Genomic DNA, 17,624 nt, shown 5'->3' on the forward strand with positions numbered 1-17,624 from the left:
CTCCGTGGCGAAATGTATGGTTCCCGAAGCATGACCGGGCCACGCTTCAGGTTATACCCGGGACTGACCGGCGAACCGGAAGAGCCTATTGCGCACCCGGTTCGCCGGTCTGATAACCGGTGTTTCAAACCTGGAAGATTTCCACCATTCCCCGAAGCGCGCGAGCCTGCTCTGACAGAGACTGTGAAGCTGTCGAAGATTCTTCAACCAGTGCGGCGTTATTCTGCGTGACTCCATCCATCTGGTTCACCGCAATGCTGACCTGCGAAATTCCCTGCATCTGCTCTGATGAGGCATGAGAAATGTTGTCCATGGCCTCCGCGAGCTCGCCTACCATGCCGACGATTTTAAGTATGCTCTGACCTGTACCTGCAGCCACTTCCACACCACTTTCCACCTGCTCAACAGCCTGCTCGATGAGTTGCTTAATATCCCGTGCGGCGTTAGCACTACGCTGGGCAAGCGTTCTGACTTCGCCTGCCACCACAGCAAACCCACGCCCCTCTTCACCGGCACGGGCGGCTTCCACCGCAGCGTTGAGGGCAAGAATGTTCGTCTGGAAGGCAATACTCTCGATGACGGCGGTGATATCCCTTACCTTTGCCGCGCTCTGTGAGATGGCGTTCATGGTTTCCGACATACGATGCATGTTTGCTTCACCGGTGCGGGCAAGAGAGGCCGTTTCGCGGGCTGACTCTGCAGTCTGCTGCGCGCCTGTTGTATTACTTTTCACCGTGGCGGTGAGTTGCTCCATGCTGGCGGCCGTTTCCTGCAGGGCGGCGGCCTGCTGTTCCGTGCGGGAGGACAGCTCTGTATTACCCTGTGCAATTTCATCGGCTGCCATTGCTACGGATGCGGCTGAATCTTTAATCTGCGACACCAGTCCGCGCAGATTCGCTTGCATACTGTCAAGCGACGCCATGAGACTGGCTGTGTCATTGTGACGAAGGATCACCGGAGTCGTCAGATCCCCGGCGGCAATTCGCGACACAACCTCAGCCGCATAACGCGGTTCTCCGCCCAGTGTTTTCAGTGTGCTACGGTTAATCAGATAAACCAGTATCAAGAGTAGAATGCTGATAGCGAGAAATTGGGCGATATTCTGGTAAAGAGAATTGAGAAACACTTCGTGGATATCATCAACGTAAAGACCCGTCGTAATAATCCATCCCCAGGGAGACCACGGAATGTTGTAGGCAATTTTGGGTTTCGGAACGGTGTCTCCCGGCCGCGGAAAATCATAGGCGGTAAAACCATCATGGCCATCCTTCGTCAGTGTGACCATATCTCTGTAAATATATACGCCATTCGCATCGGCAACATCCGGCCCTTTGCCAATTAACGCGGCATTGATGGGATGCATAATGACCTGCGCCTGGTTATTCAGAATAGTAAAATACCCTGTGTCGCCATAGCGTAAGTCTTTAATGATCAGGATTGCACGTTGTTGTGCTTCCTCTTTTGATATCAGTCCCTTATCAACAAGTGTAGCCTGCGTTTTCACCACGCTGAGGGCTAACTGGGAAACATACATTAATTCCTTTTTTCGTAGCGCCAGCTGGTCATCTTTAATTTTTACTGAGCCAAAGAATAATGACCCGGCAAGGCTTAACAGTGCGACAGCAAGTGGAAGCCACAGTTTATGCGCAAAGGATAATTTCATAACATTTTAGCCTGTTGTTGTTGTATAGGCAGGTATTGCGCAAGCCTTTCGATATCAGGCCACGCTTAATCTCTTTATCGGCAAATGAAGAGAAAAAATTAATCGGTAAGGCGGAATTTCGTAGTTGTTCCATAGCAGATGGAGTTTTCTAGCGAAGCCGCGTAGTAATTAACAACGCGCAGGTCAGTTGCACCCGCTATTAATAGGGTGTTTTATGCCGGAACCGTTGGTGCCCAGATTTGAAAGGGACAACAAGCGCAACAGGGGAAATAATTCATTACTACTGTTGTACTGCCTTCGTCAGTGGGTGATGGGAACGGTAACGCGCGCGGAGGTGAGGCGTTTCATCCAGAATACGACAAGGATATACAGCGCAATATTTTTCCGAGCGCATTTACCCGCGACGGCGATGATTAATATACCGACAAAAAAGCAGGAACTCCCTCAGATACATTTTTTGGGTGGCTGAGCCATATCCTGCTGCTCCTGGCCCTTTTTGCAGTGATACTTCTTGCGCTTAATAAGGTTTACGCTTCGCTGTTGCGCGATAACAGGCATATAAAAGATCGGGCCGTGGCGAAAAGGGCTACCCGAATGGTCAGGTTGTCAGGCGCAAAAAGCGATGGATGACGCATTAGCAGGGCGACAGTTTGCCGTTTGTCCGCACGCTGATGAAAATCTGCGGCTGTGGGTTAAAAAATAGGTTATTGAGCCCGACAGGTTTACCGGTCGGGCATGTTTCACGTATCAGACCGGATAGCAAATCTCTTCCGGCTGGCGTTGCATAATGACGTTACCGTGACGAACAGAGGTCAGCACTTTCGCCTGGCGGCACACCGCATCGTAATCATTTTCCGCATCCAGAATCAGCAGGTTCGCCGGGCGCCCTTCGACAATGCCATAGTTATCACCTAAGCACAGCGCACGGGCGCTATTATCGGTGATCAGGTCGAGGCAGCGTTGCAAATCTTCATATCCCAGCATATGGCAAATATGCAGCCCGGCGTCGAGAATGCGCATGATATTGCCGTTGCCCAGCGGATACCACGGATCCTGGATGGAGTCCTGAGCAAAGCAAACGTTGATACCGGCGCGGTCCAGTTCTGCAACTCGCGTCACGCCGCGGCGTTTCGGCCAGGTATCAAAGCGCCCTTGCAGGTGAATGCTTTCGGTCGGGCAGGAGATAAAGTTGATGCCCGACGCTTTGAGCAGGCGGAACAGCTTCGAACAGTAGGCGTTATCATAGGAGCCCATGGCGCAAGTATGGCTGGCGGTCACCTGCGCGCCCATGCCTCGCACCCGGGCTTCTTCTGCGAGTACTTCCAGGAAGCGCGACTGCGGGTCGTCGATTTCATCGCAGTGCACATCCACCAGGCAGCCATGGCGCTGGGCCAGGTCCATCAGGAAACCCAGCGAACTGACGCCTTTATCGCGGGTGTTTTCGTAGTGCGGAATACCGCCCACCACGTCGGCACCCATCTCGATAGCGCGGGTCATCAGCTCACGTCCGCCGGGGAAGGATTCAATGCCCTCCTGTGGAAACGCGACAATTTGCAGGTCGATAAGATGGGCGGCCTCTTTTTTCACTGCCAGCATCGCCTCCAGCGCCGTCAGAGACGGATCGGTCACATCAATATGGGTGCGTACGTGCTGCACGCCGTTATCGCGTAACATACCGATGGTTTTCAGCGCCCGCTGGCGCGTATCTTCAACCGTTACGCTCGCTTTGCGCTGGCTCCAGCGGGCGATACCCTCAAACAGCGTACCGCTCATATTCCACTCCGGCTCACCCGCGGTCAGGGTGGCATCAAGATGGATATGCGGTTCAACAAACGGCGGGATAACCAGCTTTTGTTGTGCGTCGAGATCGCCTGTCCCGGCCACTGGCGTTGAGGTCTGCAAAGTGATGCTTTTAATCACAGCACCATCTAATTCAATCGTATAAAGCGCTTCTTTATGGCGCAGACGCGCGTTGATAATTTTCATAAATGTTCCCGTAAATGGTTTTGTGACATACGCCAGATCGTTAAAGCGACCGAGGCGTTGAGATGAAATTGAGGATGGCTTATCGGATAGCTGGTCAGCTTTTCGATGCGCTGGATGCGTTGATGTAGCGTGTTGCGGTGAATGCCAAGCCGCTCGGCGGCCCTGACCACGTTGCCGTTCTCCTGGAGCAAGGTCTCCAGCGTCTCCATTAACAGCCACGGACTTTTGCGATCGCGTTCTATCAGGCAACCGAGGGTGTCATGCATAAAATCGCTCAACAGTGCAGGGTCACCGATGGCAGAGAGGAGTTTGATAAAGCCGAGTTGTTGATAGTCGGTAATGCGCTGGGCCGGGCGCAGAGTATCGCTAAGATCCAGGGCCTGCCGCGCCTGCGACAGCGCACGCTGATAATCCTGTAATTGCTGCACTCTCGCGGAAAGGCCACACAGTAGCGACAGCCTGTCGTCACCTTCTGCCAGCGCGAACAGCCACTGTGCTAACCAATTTTTCTGCTGATAAAACTCACCGTCCTCATCCGGGAGCAGGAAGATAAACATATTGCTACGTTCTACCAGCGGATAGGGGTTGTCCTGCTGATTGAGTTGCTGCTGCAATCGCTGGCTTATGATACGGCGGGCCTGCTGTAACCAGACTTCGGCCTGCTCGGGCGGAAACTGGCGAAACAGGTTTTGTATCCCCTCAAGACGCAATGCCACTACCCGCAGGGGACGGGTAAAATCCAGTCGCTGGTGGAGGGCGCGTTGCTGCAGGATTTGCAGATCGGGAAAATCGCCCGTTAACAGCTGTAGCAGAATATCGCGTTGGGATTGCAGGGCATTTTCGCTGCGCACCAGCGCGGTACCGATGCGCTCGGTGACAATCACCATCTTGAGCAAATAGGGCTGTTCGATCAGCGGAATACCCAGTTCATCGGCCAGCGCGATCAGACGCGGCGGGATGGCCTGAATATACGCATCGCCGGTGAGAATAACCATTCCGGCTATCCCGCGCTGCTTGCCTTCCATCAACAAATGGACCAGGTTGTCTTCATCGCGGGGATGGTTGATTCCGGTGATAAATACCAGCTCCCCGCCCATAATCCATTCGGCGATATTTTCATTTTCCGCCACGTAGTACCAGCGAACCGCCAGCTGTAGACCCTGTTTACCCGCGCGCAGGCGCATGGCGGAGAGTTCCTCCAGGGCAAGGATTTCGCTGACCGTCAGGCTCATGACTACTGCTCCGCAATGGAATCAGCGGCGGGCTGGCGTTTGCCGAGGCGGGTCAGGGCGATATAGACCAGCGCGGAAACGCTAATGCCAACCAGCGGGGCGATCCACGGCGACAGGTAAGCCACCACCGCGCCCACTGCGTAGGCGCTAAGCCCCAGCCAGTTAAAGCGAGGTAAACGGGCAGCCTGCAGCAGCGGATAGCGGCCGCCGCGATAGAACCAGTAGTCGGCGAGGATAACGCCGCCGATGGGCGGGATAATGCTGCCCAGCAGCACGAGGAAAGGGATCAGCATTTCATACATACCGCCAATCGCCAGCACAATACCGACGCCAGCGGCGAGCACGGTCAAAGTACGGCGGCGCTCGCTGCGCAAAAGGTGGCAGGCGGCGGCTGAGACGTTATAAATTGTTGGCCCCTGAATGGTCAGCAGGTTGAGGCACAGCATTATTACCGCGGCGACGGAGAGCCCCTGCAGAATCAGCACTTCCACAATATCGGCCTGCTGATAGACGATGGCGCACCACGCTCCGGCAACAATCATCAGCCCGTTGCCGATGAGGAAGCTGCTCATGCTGGCGACGATAGCGGTGCGGCTGGAGTTGGCCAGCCGGGTCCAGTTCGTTGCCTGGGTCGCGCCGCTGGCGAAGGTACCGAACACCATGGTGATGGCCGCCGACCAGGTCATGGTTTCACCCGGTTCAATTTTGGTCATTGCCTGCCAGCCACCGGCGTGATGGGCGGCCAGATACATCGAAACCACCAGCAGAATAAACATCAGCGGCACCGACACGCGGGATAGCGCATCCAGCCCCTTGTAGCCCACCAGCGCGGTGACACAGAACAGGATCCCGAACACGATCATCAGGGGGATGGTCATGACAGCAGGCAGGGCGAGGATTTTCACCAGCGAAATGGCGACGGTCGCGGTACCCCAGGCATACCAGCCCAGCTCGGCGAAGCCGAGAATAAAATCGGCGAGTTTGCTGCCAATTTCCCCGAAGCAAAAACGACCCATCAGTACGGTATTAAGCCCGCTGCGGGCGGCTATCCAGCCGAGTGAGGCGGCGTAGAGGGCCAGCAGAAAGTTACCGATAACCGCAATCCACAACAGATTGACGATAGAAAAGGAGACGCCAAGTTTGCCGCCTGCGAACATTGTGCCGGTAAAAAAAGTAAAGCTGAACAGGACCATGGAGATCGAAAATACGCCCTTACGCCCGGAGGCTGGCGCTTCGATGAGCGGAAAATCATTGCTGTTTGACATAATTGAACCTCTGAGTGGCTATCTTAATGGCTATGCCAAAATAGCAAGAGGTATGCCAAAATTATTTGGGCAGTGGTGACACAACGAAGTGGGCACATTGCACATAAAACTCCCTTAATCGACAGGTCATTGTCAGGAGAATGTGCATGGTGCAAATTTTCGCACCATAACAGAGCAGCGGCGAACGAACCTGTCTCGGTGTGCATCCACTCTTCACGTATATAGAGGCCCGACCCGGAAAGGGGGATATACCCGCATCAGAAGAGGGTAGGCGACAACCCCGCATCGTTCGAATGACCGAAACACTCAGCTTTCGAGCGCCGCAAGGAGCGCGGCTTCCATTTTCTCCGGGGTAGTGAACGGCGCAAAACGTTTGAGCGGTTTACCGTCGCGTCCGATCAGGAACTTCGTGAAGTTCCACTTGATTCGCCCACCCAGCACGCCGGGTAATTCCTGTTTCAGATAACGAAACACCGGGTGCGCTGAGCTTCCGTTGACCTCAACTTTCGCGAACATCGGGAAACTCACACCATAATGAATGTGACAGGTCTGTGCGATATCCTCGGCGCTGCCGGGTTCCTGTTTACCGAATTGGTTACAGGGGAAACCCAATACCACCAGACCCTGGGCAGCGTATTTTTTGTAGAGCGCTTCAAGGCCGCCGTATTGTGGCGTGAAGCCGCAATGGCTGGCGGTATTCACGACCAGGACCACCTTACCCGCGTAGTCGGCCATTGAAATAAGCTGGCCGCCCAGGCTGGTGGCTGACAGTTGGTAAAAGGTAGTCATAGCGAAATCCTCAAAGCAGAACCCGTTCGATGTCGACATTGCCACGTAGCGCGTTACTGCGGGTTTGGGGCATGACAAGGGTTAATATCGGTTATCCCCACGCCTTATTTTGGATAACAACGCTGTACTTATCGGGATCAATAAACGTCTTTCCGTTGACATCCCAATAAGGATTAAAGGCGCTGACCTCTTGAAAACCCGCCTCGGCCATCCTTATGCAGGTCCGTAACCACTCATCTTTTTGCGGATAATAGAGAACGAGCAAATCCTCTGCCGTCTGGGAAGGGGCTACCGGATGGTTCAGGCATACCGTCATCTCAATATGCCAGGGCAAGCCTTCACAGCCTAACATTATGCCGTTGAAACCATCGTGATCCGTGAACTCTGCAATTTTTTGCAGGCCCAATCCATGGCGGTACATCAGAAAAGATCTTTCCAGGTTTGTAACGGGCCTGGCAATGCGCATGTGAGTAAACATCCCGGATATTCCTTTTACTGTATCAAGGTTGCGAAATCTGGTCTGATTTTACATACGACTCTTTTTTTGATTTGTCGGTTAGGGCCATGCGTTTTTCTCACATTATGCACTTCCGCGCTGAGCGAAAACCGGACGTCATTTCCGCCTGGAGGAGAAAGGCACTTCAACCGTCAATGGCAGCGTTTCCTGTATCGTCCCTCATCAAGAAGCAGGGCAGGTATCAGGATGATAGCTGAACGCAGAAAAGCCAGAGGGTTATGACGTCAGCCGATAGTGCGACTGCACCAGACCCGACGGGAAGCTGCGGCTTGATAACAGCGTCAAATCGATATCATGGGGCAGCGATCCGAATAGCGGTATTCCCGAACCGAGCAGGACAGGAACAGTAGTGATAACGATATCGGCGACCAGACCTTCGCGCAGGAACGACTGTATTACCTGCCCGCCATCGATATAGACGCGATGTGCATTCTGCGCAGCCAGGTCATCAATCACTTCCCTGGGTGTGCGGCGGGAGAACTGCACTTTGCCCTTTAGCGCCTCGGGCACGGGGGTATCGGTGAGCTGTCGGGAGAGCACCAGGATGGGCCGATCATAAGGCCATTCGTCAAAGGTCAACACCTTCTCATAGCTCCCTCGACCCATCACGATCCAGTCTTTGTCCGCGATGAATGCGGCATAACCATGATCTTCTGTCGGGTCATCGCGCTGCAACAGCCAGTTGATATCGCCATCCTTTCGGGCGATGTAACCATCAAGACTGGCTGCGATAAAAACGTGTGTGGTGACCATCAGGTGCTCCGTATTCAGGCTACATATATTCTGTTGAGTTTAGCGATGTTGGCAATATTGACATACTCTCTGTGGAAAAACCGCCGCATGAGATGAGCAAAGTCCCTTTTATGGATTAAGGCAAAAAATCGCGTGGCGTTGCATCCTGTATGGCGCAAAAAAACGCTATTTCGTTAATCAGGCGTTCACCATCAACATGTGTTTAACGTATAAACGTGCCAACCGGATTTTTATTCGATTGCTGGATGAGGTGGAATCCCGCGGGCAGAGGTTAACAGTGCCTGCTTCGGGCAACTGGAGTGCAAATGCGTCTCGCGCGCAGGGTTTAAATGCCAGAAAAGCGTGTCGAGTCTGACATTTTTTTATGACCAAAATACCCGTCATGGATATTGATTTTTGCTATAAGGTAAAGGTTGTGCTGCCGTTGCATGCCTATTCTCAATCATGATGTCAGGCCTTATGGAGTTTGTACTGTGAATGCGAAATTAATTGAGCCTTTGATGTCGGATTTATATTGTCTGGAGCCTTTGGTTAAGTCGCATGCGCCCGGAATGTATGCCGGATTGTCTATTGAAGGTGATTATAAATATATCCCCTCCAACCCGCCGACAAGCCTTGCTGAGTTGATAGCGCGCTATGAGCGAATTTCGCAGAGACATTCGCCAGATAAACGTGAAATATGGCTCAATTGGGTCATTATAAATCGTCAATCTGGTGCGTATCTGGGATATGTCCAGTCTACCCTTATGGTTAATGAGGGCTGGGCCTATATTGCTTATCATGTGTTTGCGACGTATCAAAGAAAAGGGGTGGCAAAACAGTGTGTCAGCATATTGATAGATTTTTTATTTAATCATTATAAATTATCTCATGTCGATGCATTGATTGACTCTCGCAACCTGGCTTCTATTCGTTTAATGGAGTCTTTGCAACTCAAAAAAAATTAATGAGTTAAAAGATGCGGATTTTTTCAAAGGATCGACAAGCAATGAATGTCATTACAGAATTTTTAACAGTGAATGGTCGATAAAGGCATGCGGTGATGGCACTGATTAATGGGGTAAAAAGAATATATCGCCATGGAGTAGGGAACGGGCAGTAAAGGAAATAATATTCAGCCCTGATGAGGGCTGAATATTAGCTTTTCCGCCGATCAGTTATCGCAATGACCTGGCACTGCTAACTTAACTTCAGATTTAGAGACGACGCGGATACCTTCGTTTTCGGAAACCTGCTCAAGTCCAGCGCCACCAACAAATACGCCCATTTTGATGTACTGGCGAACAAAGTAGTTTTTCCCAGACGTGACATTAAGTGTCAAATTATTAGGTGAAAATTCGGATTCAGTTCCCAGCGTATGTGGTTGGTTGGTCGATATTTGCTGATAGAAAAAGACTCTGTCGGCCGTTTCACCAAGGCAACGCCCGTCAAGATACACATCCTTTTTTAAAGCTTTACCGACAAAGCTGTCTCTGTATACATAAAGACCTGCTTTGCCATTTTCCGGAACAGGAAAAGACTTAGCAGTTGCGTTTTCAGCATTACTGGCCAAAGGAACCGATGCACAGCCACCCAGAAGCATTGAGGAAAGAATGACTGTGGAGAATATTATTTTGTTCATAGAATTCTCATAGAGTTAAGTAAAACAGCGTGATAAGAATAATCTTATTCTACACGTGCGTCACTAAGGGAAGCATTAAATCATGACACGCCCAATGTTCCTCTTGAAGCCGTCAATGTCAGCTCCCCGCTCACAGCAGACATTCATCACCTGCAATCCCTTACGTCTTTAAATACCCTTCCTGGTTGGCATCAAACACAACAGCTCACCCATTCAGCGAATTTATCCTGAGGCTGCAGAATTGCCTGTAGCCATTTTTCCTTTAAACCCGGCATTCCATGCCCGGAAGACTAAAGCTGTATGTTCAGATGACGGAGACGGCTCCCGCTTCGAGGGCGACGTTATATCACCCCGATGAGCCAGGCATCCAGGCGGGCGTGCAGCCGGACGCCCGGACAAGTATGCCAGGAGCGTTACAGGCCCAGCTCCGATAAACCCGGATGGTCATCCGGACGACGGCCCAGAGGCCAATGGAATTTGCGCTCACTTTCTTTGATAGGCATATCATTGATACATGCGTAGCGGTGATGCATCAGCCCGTCTTCGCCAAATTCCCAGTTTTCGTTCCCGTAAGAACGGAACCAGTTACCGGAGTCATCGCGCCACTCGTAAGCGTAACGGACCGCAATGCGATCACCGTCAAACGCCCACAGCTCTTTAATGAGGCGGTACTCCAGCTCTTTTTTCCACTTACGCTCAAGGAATTCTCTGGCCTCTTCACGATTATTGGCAAACTCTGCGCGGTTGCGCCATTGGGTATCCAGAGAGTAGGCGAGTGACACTTTTTCAGCATCGCGGCTATTCCAGCCATCCTCAGCAAGTCTTACTTTTTCAGTTGCTGATTCGCGAGTAAACGGCGGAAGGGGTGGGCGGACTTGTGAAGCGGACATAGTGGTGCCTCCAGAATAAGTGGATATTTCAGTGAGTATTTCATGGTTGGAATGCAGATCCTTGCTACGGGATCTGTTTCAGTAACAGCTGAGCGACATCTCTTGCATCATCGGCAGCGCTGTAATCACCCATAACACGAGACATGGTGATAGCGCCTTCAATCAGTATCAGTAGCTGCCGGGCCAGCGGTAACGGCTGCGCTGTATTCAGCTGGCCGGTAAGCTCAAGTACGTAGTCCAACAGCTTCTCTTTGTGCATTCTGGCTATCTGACGAACCGGATCAGAAGCATCTCCGACTTCGCCTGCCGTGTTGATAAATGCGCATCCGCGATACCCCTCCGATTCGAACCAGCCTTTCAGTACGGTGAAGATGTTCAGGATGCGCTCTTGTGGCGTAGCCGCCTTGTCACATTCGGTCCGGAACCATTCCATCCAGCGGATATCACGTGCATTCAGCGCTGCGGCAGCCACTTCGTCCTTGTTTGCGAAATGGTGATAAATACTTTTCCGGGCCACGCCTGAGGTCTTCACCAGAAGATCCATGCCGGTGGCATGAATACCGTTCTGGTAGATGAGTTCTTCAGCGGTCGCGAGAATCTTGTCTCGGGTGTTAGTTGTGTTTTTGTTCATAAAACAATGGTAGAACGATCGTTCTACCTTTTCAAGTGTGAGTTCATAATCTTTTTGACTTATCAGCGGAAAACGGCAATAAAATACTTTTAAATCAATAAACTATTTTTTTCATGGTCTGAAAGTTTCTACAAAATGTACTTTGCCGGAACGGAAAACCGATCTCCGACAGGGGGATTTTGTGCAATCTGTGTGCAAAGGAAGGATGCGGCGACCCGGCGAACAAGGCCGTTATTTTTGAGGGAAATAATTCATCAGTTCGGGAGGCAAGCTGTAACGGAAGGGCGGCCCGATAACGCCAGACTCTCTTTAACCGCTCGTTCCATCTGGCGTCTGTTAAGAATGAGACAGGTGCGTTCACCGGGTACAGTCAACCGGAACTCGTCAGTTAATGGCATACGAGATATCAGGTACCATCGCCCTTTTAAAAACAACCAGTTCATTTTATACCTCGAACTCATTTTATACCTCGAACGACCTGGGGTCGGCCCACAGGTCCAGACGATTTCTGCGTTTTCCTGCGCTAAAGCAAACCAGAGGTGCGGTTAAACACCTGACTCTTACAAGAGGCCAGAATCACTACATATTCTTCCTGCTTCGGAAGGCTGCCACTTTCATACGATTGCCGCATGTCGCCATGCTGCACCAGCGGCGGCGATGCGATTTACTTAAATCGTGAAAAAGTAAAATACAGTTATGGGCTTCACATTCACGCACGTATTCAAATTTGTCGTCAGCGATCAGTTTCACCAGTGCGTCAGCAACAGGCCAGAGAAGGCTGGCGGGGGTACGCGCGTCTGAATGAACTTCAACACGGTATCGCTGCGCCTCTTCATCCCATTGTAGCCTTGTTTCAGGATGCCCTTCTTCAAGGATCCGGTTAATCACCGTCAGATCCGCTGCAACGGACGCCATAGCCGCATGCACAACCTTTCTGGCGGCATCGCGGAGCTGGCGAGCCTCAGCCAATAATCCAGCAGGCGCTTGAGTACCTTTCGGGACAAGACCTGCTGTTTCCAGCCACGCTATGACGCTGAGATCGCTTGCGAAACAATCATATCGCTCATCACCTGTCCCGTATTCACTATTGATGAAATCCAGCGCGAGGTTATCGGCCAGAAAGAGAGGTTGAGAAGAAAGCTGTTTGATATCCATCACTGACCGTAACTCATAAAATCATTTTGACAGGTTACCAGATTTGCCTGTAACCTTCAATTTCACATTTTAACGGTTACACAGGAATTTTATGGTGTCTTCCACTTCCGCATTACCTGCGTCTGCCTCGTCGGCTACTCAGATTCATTACCGCTATAAACAGGCGGGCGATGTTAACGTTTTCTATCGCGAGGCCGGTGATAGCACGGCGCCGGTGTTACTTATGCTTCATGGCTTCGCAGGTTCATCGTTTATGTTTCGTGAGCTTTTTAGCCAACTGGCCGATCGTTACCATCTAATCGCACCAGATTTACCGGCCTTTGGTTTTACCGGGGTTCCGGAGAAGGGTAGCTATTCATATACCTTTGACCAGCTAGCAGAAACCATTGACCGATTTACCGAGGAACTCAATCTCGACGCGTATGCGCTGATGGTCCACGATTACGGCGCGCCTGTCGGATGGCGACTGGCAGCAGCACACCCGGAGCGGGTGACTGCGATCATTTCTCAGAATGGCAATGCCTATGAAGAAGGGCTGGGTGAAGCCTGGGCGCCTATTCAGCGATACTGGCGCGAACCTACGCCGGAAAACCGCAAGGCACTGCAGGAATTCCCCACACCAGCTTCCATTAAATGGCAGTATCTCGAAGGGGTTACCGACCCGTCTCTGGTTTCGCCTGATGGTTATACGCTTGAAGGAATACAGGTATCCCGGCCGGGAAATGCGGAGATCCAACTGGACCTGTTGCTCGATTACGCCGCGAATGTGGATAAATATCCCGCCTTTCAGCGTTATTTCCGTGAATACCAGCCACCACTGCTGGCCGTATGGGGGAAAAATGACCCGTTTTTCCTCGCGGAAGGCGCTAAAGCATGGAAACGTGATCTGCCGAAGGCAGAGATAAAGTTTTATGACACGGGCCACTTCGCGCTCGAAACGCATGTTACCGAGATAGGTATGGACATTCGTGATTTTCTTGATCGGCATGTCCGCACGTCAGGCTGACGCCCCTCCCGGCAGAGCGGCCTAATATCCTGCCGGGTTTTTTCTCTGGCCGTGTTAATGCTCGATGGCGTCACTCAGGTTGTACCACATTGCAACGGAAATACTCCGGATGGTTTCACACTCTGTAATACAATTACACTGTTTTGAGGTGGTGTAATTTATTGATAGTAAATAATAAAATTAACCTTCATGCAGTTTGTTAATAAGGAAGTTCTGAAAAATAATTATAAATTGTAATATTTATACATGACTTAAAAATGGCTTGATATGCTGTCTCTCTCTGGGAACAGATAGACAGGAAAACATCATGCTTTTAAACGAAAAAGCTGCACCTTATGAAAAAGAATATAAGGTTAAGCAGCATGGCAATAAGAGCATTAAAAATATTTTTCTTAACGGCGACCATCGTTTTAAGAATTATGCGGGGTTAAATTTTAGAAGCGCTGATTTTACAGGTGAAGATCTGTCATTCAGCGATCTGAGAAATGCCGATTTTTCATATGCATGTTTACGAGGCGCCAATCTTAGCTATTGCTCTTTAAAAGGAGCCATCTTTGATTATGCTAATTGTTATGGCGTGAATTTTACGGAAAGCGATCCTGAAAATGCGAGTTTTTACAAAACGGTTTCAGAGTCAGAGACGTTATCGGATTCCGTCGTAAAACCCGACCTGCTGGTTTCAATTTATATGCCTACATGGAACAGAGAGGCGTTAGCAAAACGCGCAGTCGAATCAATTTTGAAGCAAGAATATACAAACTGGGAGTTAATTATCGTTGATGATTGCTCGCCAAATTATCTTAACCTTCAGGGGTTTATTGAGGGACTGGCGGACTCACGCATAAAATACATCAGGAATGACTATAACTCCGGCGCTTGTGCTGTGAGAAATCAAGCCATTAAGCTGGCGAAGGGTGAATTCATTACGGGCATTGATGATGACGATGAGTGGTTGCCTAATCGGTTAACGTCCTTTCTTAAGGATCAGCACAAACTCCATCAGCACGCGTTTTTGTATGCTGATGATTATATTTGTGATACATCAGGCTATCTTTCGCTGGAGAGCTTGAGGATTTATCCAAAACCAGATTATAACCAGCAATTATTTAATAAAAAGAACATTGTCGGCAATCAGGTCTTCACGTTAACATCGCGTTTGCAGACTATTCTTTTTGATACGCAGCTTGCTGCCGCGCAAGATTATGACGCTTTTTATCGACTTGCTGAGCAATATGGTGGACCTTTTAAAATAAAAATGGCCACTCAGATTCTTTATGTAAACCACGGTGAAGTAAGAATAACGGCTTCGCGGAAAAAATTTTCGGGTTATTTCTCTTTTTATAAGAAACACAGCAGTAAGTTTGACAAGTCAAGCAAGAAGTATCAACTTTTTACCCTCTATTATATTCGCAAGAAACCAATGTCTTTTCGGGTTTTCAGGCGCTTATTGTGCTTGCGCAATGTTAAGCGCTACATGATGCTTCATACCGTATTTAAAGATAAGAAATTTTAAAACGTTACATGCTCACATTGTCGGGGTATGTTTGCAGGGTTTTAACGTTATTTAATTTGCGCAATTACGTGCGCTGGCATGAATCTGCACAGCGTCACGCACATAAGTCCCGACACCTTACATAGTAGAGAGAAGAGTGAAGCGTTACGTGTAGCTTATTGTGCACGCTTACCTTCCTGTACCCCTGTTCATCCCGATTCCCGCCATTCAGGATGAACTTGGGGCACCATCCTCTGTTTTCGCCACGTTATACGCACCCAATAATCCCCCGGTTTTCGCCGCCCGTGACACCCCCGGTGTCATATCCTTCTGACCATGGCGTCAGCCGTGTCATCGTCAAAAAATCTCATCTCTGCTTTACATTTCATTCGTGATATTGATAATCATTATCAAAATATTTCTTATTGTTGTTATTTGTTTCTCTTACGGAATGATCCCCAAACAAGATGGGGAATAATGATTGAGGGTTGTTTGCATGAGATTTTCCCCTTTATACGGCGCGATGGCTCTGGTCTTCACCTCGCCGCTTTATGCGCAGGAAGCGACAAGTCGTGATGATGAACTGATTGTTAGCGCGACACGTACGGAGGGGTCACGTAATGATTCCCCCCAGGTCATAAAGGTCATCAGCGAAAAAGAAATTGCCCAACAACGGCAAATCACCTCAGACACGTCACAAATTCTCAGCAATTTACTGCCGTCATTTTCGCCGCCGCGGCAGAAGATGTCCGGCAGTGGGGAAACGCTTCGTGGGCGCACACCGCTGGTGATGATTGACGGTATTCCACAGTCAAACCCGCTGCGTCCAACCGGACGCGAAATGCATACCATTGACTCGTCGATGATTGAGCGTATTGAGGTGATCAAAGGGGCAAACGCCAGCAACGGCGTCGGCGCAACGGGAGGGGTGATCAATATCATCACGAAACGGGCGCAACCGGGCAGCGTGAACCAGCATTTCAGCGTCGAAACTACCACCCCTACGGCGGAATTTGACCGCGATACGCTGGCGTATAAAACCAACTACAGCATCAATGGCAGCGAAGAGTATATCGACTACCTTTTTTCGTTGAGCTATGAAGATCAGGGCCTGTTTAAGGACGCGAATAATCATGCCATTGGCGTTGATAACACGCAGGGTGACCTGATGGATTCCCGCGCGTGGGACATGCTGGCTAAGGTGGGGTACTGGCTGGATAACGATCAGCGCATCCAACTCAGTCTCAACCGTTACCGTCTGAAAAATAAAGATAACTACGTTAGCGTGAGGGGAGACCGTGACGCTGGCGTGCTCACCACGTCGGTTAAGGGCAACCCGGAAGGCAGTGCTCCCCATAACGATGTCTGGACTGTGGGCACAACCTACGATAACTACAATCTCGCGGGCATGAAGCTGACGGCACTGGCTTACTATCAGCGCTATGAAGCCTTATTTGGCGCAACCAACTCATCATCTTTCCAGGATCCTGCCATCGCGCCCATTGGGACCCTCTATGATCAGAGCCGGGCCTATACCGACAAATACGGCAGTAAAATCGCGCTGACCAGGGATGATATCTGGGATGATCGCATCAAAGCGACACTGGGATTCGATACCCTGTTTGATAGCTCAAAGCAGGATTTGTGGTCAACCGGGCGCACCTATGTGCCGGAAATTAATTACACCGACCTGTCTCCCTTCCTGCAACTGGAATTTGCCCCCGTCGAGTCGGTGAAACTAAGCGGCGGCGTGCGCTATGAGTACGCGCGTCTGAAGATCGACAATTACCAGACGGTATGGGCGAATGACCGTGTGAAAGTGGAGGGCGGAACACCGTCTTTCGACCAGACGCTCTATAACGCAGGTGTGGTATGGACCCCCATTGAGCCGCTCAGCCTCTTTGCCAGCTACAGCGAAGGCTTTACCGTGCCGGATGTCGGACGCGTACTGCGTGGCATCGATACGCCGGGGATTAAACTCAATGATTACAGCGGGCTGCAGCCGATCGTCACTAAAAACAGTGAAGTCGGATTCCGGGTACAGCAAGCCCCGTTTGATTTCGAGGCCAGTTATTACAAATCCACCTCGAAACTGGGGAGTCGTGTGGAACTGGTCAATGATGCGTTTGTCGCTCGTCGCGAAAAAACGGAGATTGACGGTGTGGAAATTAGCGCGGGCTACAGCCCCAATGCGGACCACAAACTCACCGTCGCCTGGTCGCACATGCGCGGTCGCTATGACAGCGATGACAACGGCAGCCTTGATGCAAAACTCGATGGACTGAATATCTCCCCGGATCGCATCATCGCCAGCTGGTCAGCCAACTGGAATGCTGAGTTGAGTACATTCCTGCAGGCTAACTGGGCGTTAAGCAAAGAATTCGATGACGCAGAGAAAGACTTTTCCGGCTATGCGCTGGTGGATGCTGCCGTGGGCTACAAACTGCCTTACGGAAAGTTAAATCTCGGCATCTCTAACCTGCTGAATAAGCAGTACATTACCTACTATTCCCAGAGTGCCTCTGTCGACCCGGACCGCTATTTTGCGGGACGCGGGCGCACAGCCACGCTCGGCTACAGTATTGATTTTTGACGCAGACCGCCCCGTTGTGGGGCGGTATCAA

At 50.7% G+C, this 17,624-nt stretch carries 15 protein-coding genes and 1 pseudogene; 5 read left to right on the forward strand and 11 right to left on the reverse strand.

Translation table 11 applies throughout. The annotated features are described in order from the left end of the window. Nucleotides 1-124: 124 nt before the first annotated feature. The 7 genes from L2097_RS05515 to L2097_RS05545 form a co-directional block, all read right to left on the reverse strand. Nucleotides 125-1,663, reverse strand: a complete 1,539-nt coding sequence (locus L2097_RS05515) for a methyl-accepting chemotaxis protein (protein WP_047370140.1) — start codon at nt 1,661-1,663, stop codon at nt 125-127. A 747-nt stretch (nt 1,664-2,410) separates the two neighbouring features. Further along, nucleotides 2,411-3,649 carry a cytosine deaminase gene (gene codA, locus L2097_RS05520; RefSeq protein WP_250352302.1) on the reverse strand — a complete coding sequence of 413 codons (1,239 nt, stop codon included), beginning with the start codon at nt 3,647-3,649 and terminating at the stop codon, nt 2,411-2,413. Further along, nucleotides 3,646-4,881 carry a PucR family transcriptional regulator gene (locus L2097_RS05525; RefSeq protein WP_250352303.1) on the reverse strand — a complete coding sequence of 412 codons (1,236 nt, stop codon included), beginning with the start codon at nt 4,879-4,881 and terminating at the stop codon, nt 3,646-3,648. Before L2097_RS05525 ends, codA begins: the two co-directional genes overlap by 4 nt. Before the next feature lie 2 nt (nt 4,882-4,883). Next, nucleotides 4,884-6,146 (reverse strand): cytosine permease, encoded by a 1,263-nt coding sequence (gene codB, locus L2097_RS05530; protein ID WP_250352304.1) that lies wholly within the window; start codon nt 6,144-6,146, stop codon nt 4,884-4,886. Nucleotides 6,147-6,452: 306 nt separating this feature from the next. Continuing rightward, on the reverse strand, nt 6,453-6,935 hold the full coding sequence (locus L2097_RS05535) for a glutathione peroxidase (RefSeq protein ID WP_250352305.1): 483 nt from the start codon (nt 6,933-6,935) through the stop codon (nt 6,453-6,455). 91 nt (nt 6,936-7,026) lie between these two features. Continuing rightward, nucleotides 7,027-7,413: a VOC family protein gene (locus tag L2097_RS05540; protein WP_250352306.1), complete on the reverse strand. Its 387-nt coding sequence runs from the start codon at nt 7,411-7,413 to the stop codon at nt 7,027-7,029. Nucleotides 7,414-7,668: 255 nt separating this feature from the next. Then, nucleotides 7,669-8,205 (reverse strand): dihydrofolate reductase family protein, encoded by a 537-nt coding sequence (locus L2097_RS05545; RefSeq protein ID WP_250352307.1) that lies wholly within the window; start codon nt 8,203-8,205, stop codon nt 7,669-7,671. Between the two features lie 473 nt (nt 8,206-8,678). On the opposite strand from L2097_RS05545, the gene L2097_RS05550 reads away from it, so the two are divergent. After that, on the forward strand, nt 8,679-9,152 hold the full coding sequence (locus tag L2097_RS05550) for a GNAT family N-acetyltransferase (protein ID WP_250352308.1): 474 nt from the start codon (nt 8,679-8,681) through the stop codon (nt 9,150-9,152). 206 nt (nt 9,153-9,358) lie between these two features. Here L2097_RS05550 and L2097_RS05555 read toward each other — a convergent pair whose 3' ends face one another. The 4 genes from L2097_RS05555 to L2097_RS05570 all read right to left on the reverse strand — a co-directional run bounded on the left by L2097_RS05555 (nt 9,359) and on the right by L2097_RS05570 (nt 12,502). Further along, on the reverse strand, nt 9,359-9,826 hold the full coding sequence (locus L2097_RS05555) for a DUF2846 domain-containing protein (protein ID WP_085007753.1): 468 nt from the start codon (nt 9,824-9,826) through the stop codon (nt 9,359-9,361). A 413-nt stretch (nt 9,827-10,239) separates the two neighbouring features. Then, nucleotides 10,240-10,716, reverse strand: coding sequence for a nuclear transport factor 2 family protein (locus L2097_RS05560; protein ID WP_142518311.1), 477 nt, complete (start codon nt 10,714-10,716; stop codon nt 10,240-10,242). Between the two features lie 64 nt (nt 10,717-10,780). Next, the gene (locus L2097_RS05565; protein WP_250352309.1) at nt 10,781-11,347 is read right to left on the reverse strand and encodes a TetR/AcrR family transcriptional regulator; all 567 of its coding nucleotides are present in this window, start codon (nt 11,345-11,347) and stop codon (nt 10,781-10,783) included. A gap of 579 nt (nt 11,348-11,926) precedes the next feature. Then, nucleotides 11,927-12,502 (reverse strand): CGNR zinc finger domain-containing protein, encoded by a 576-nt coding sequence (locus tag L2097_RS05570; protein ID WP_250352310.1) that lies wholly within the window; start codon nt 12,500-12,502, stop codon nt 11,927-11,929. Nucleotides 12,503-12,593: 91 nt separating this feature from the next. Here L2097_RS05570 and L2097_RS05575 point away from each other — a divergent pair, with 91 nt between their 5' ends. From L2097_RS05575 to L2097_RS05590, 4 genes and pseudogenes are all read left to right on the forward strand, one after another. Continuing rightward, nucleotides 12,594-13,508 carry an alpha/beta fold hydrolase gene (locus tag L2097_RS05575; protein ID WP_250352311.1) on the forward strand — a complete coding sequence of 305 codons (915 nt, stop codon included), beginning with the start codon at nt 12,594-12,596 and terminating at the stop codon, nt 13,506-13,508. Between the two features lie 307 nt (nt 13,509-13,815). After that, nucleotides 13,816-14,094 (forward strand): annotated as a pseudogene (locus L2097_RS05580) (pentapeptide repeat-containing protein); the annotation flags it as partial. A gap of 84 nt (nt 14,095-14,178) precedes the next feature. Continuing rightward, entirely contained in the window at nt 14,179-15,021 is an 843-nt protein-coding gene (gene wcaA, locus L2097_RS05585; RefSeq protein WP_261802797.1) for a colanic acid biosynthesis glycosyltransferase WcaA, read from the forward strand. A gap of 475 nt (nt 15,022-15,496) precedes the next feature. Beyond that, nucleotides 15,497-17,593: a TonB-dependent receptor gene (locus tag L2097_RS05590; protein WP_502799289.1), complete on the forward strand. Its 2,097-nt coding sequence runs from the start codon at nt 15,497-15,499 to the stop codon at nt 17,591-17,593. The last annotated feature ends 31 nt before the right edge of the window (nt 17,594-17,624 follow it).

Source organism: Citrobacter sp. MNAZ 1397, from assembly GCF_023613995.1.
Taxonomy (GTDB): domain Bacteria; phylum Pseudomonadota; class Gammaproteobacteria; order Enterobacterales; family Enterobacteriaceae; genus Phytobacter; species Phytobacter ursingii.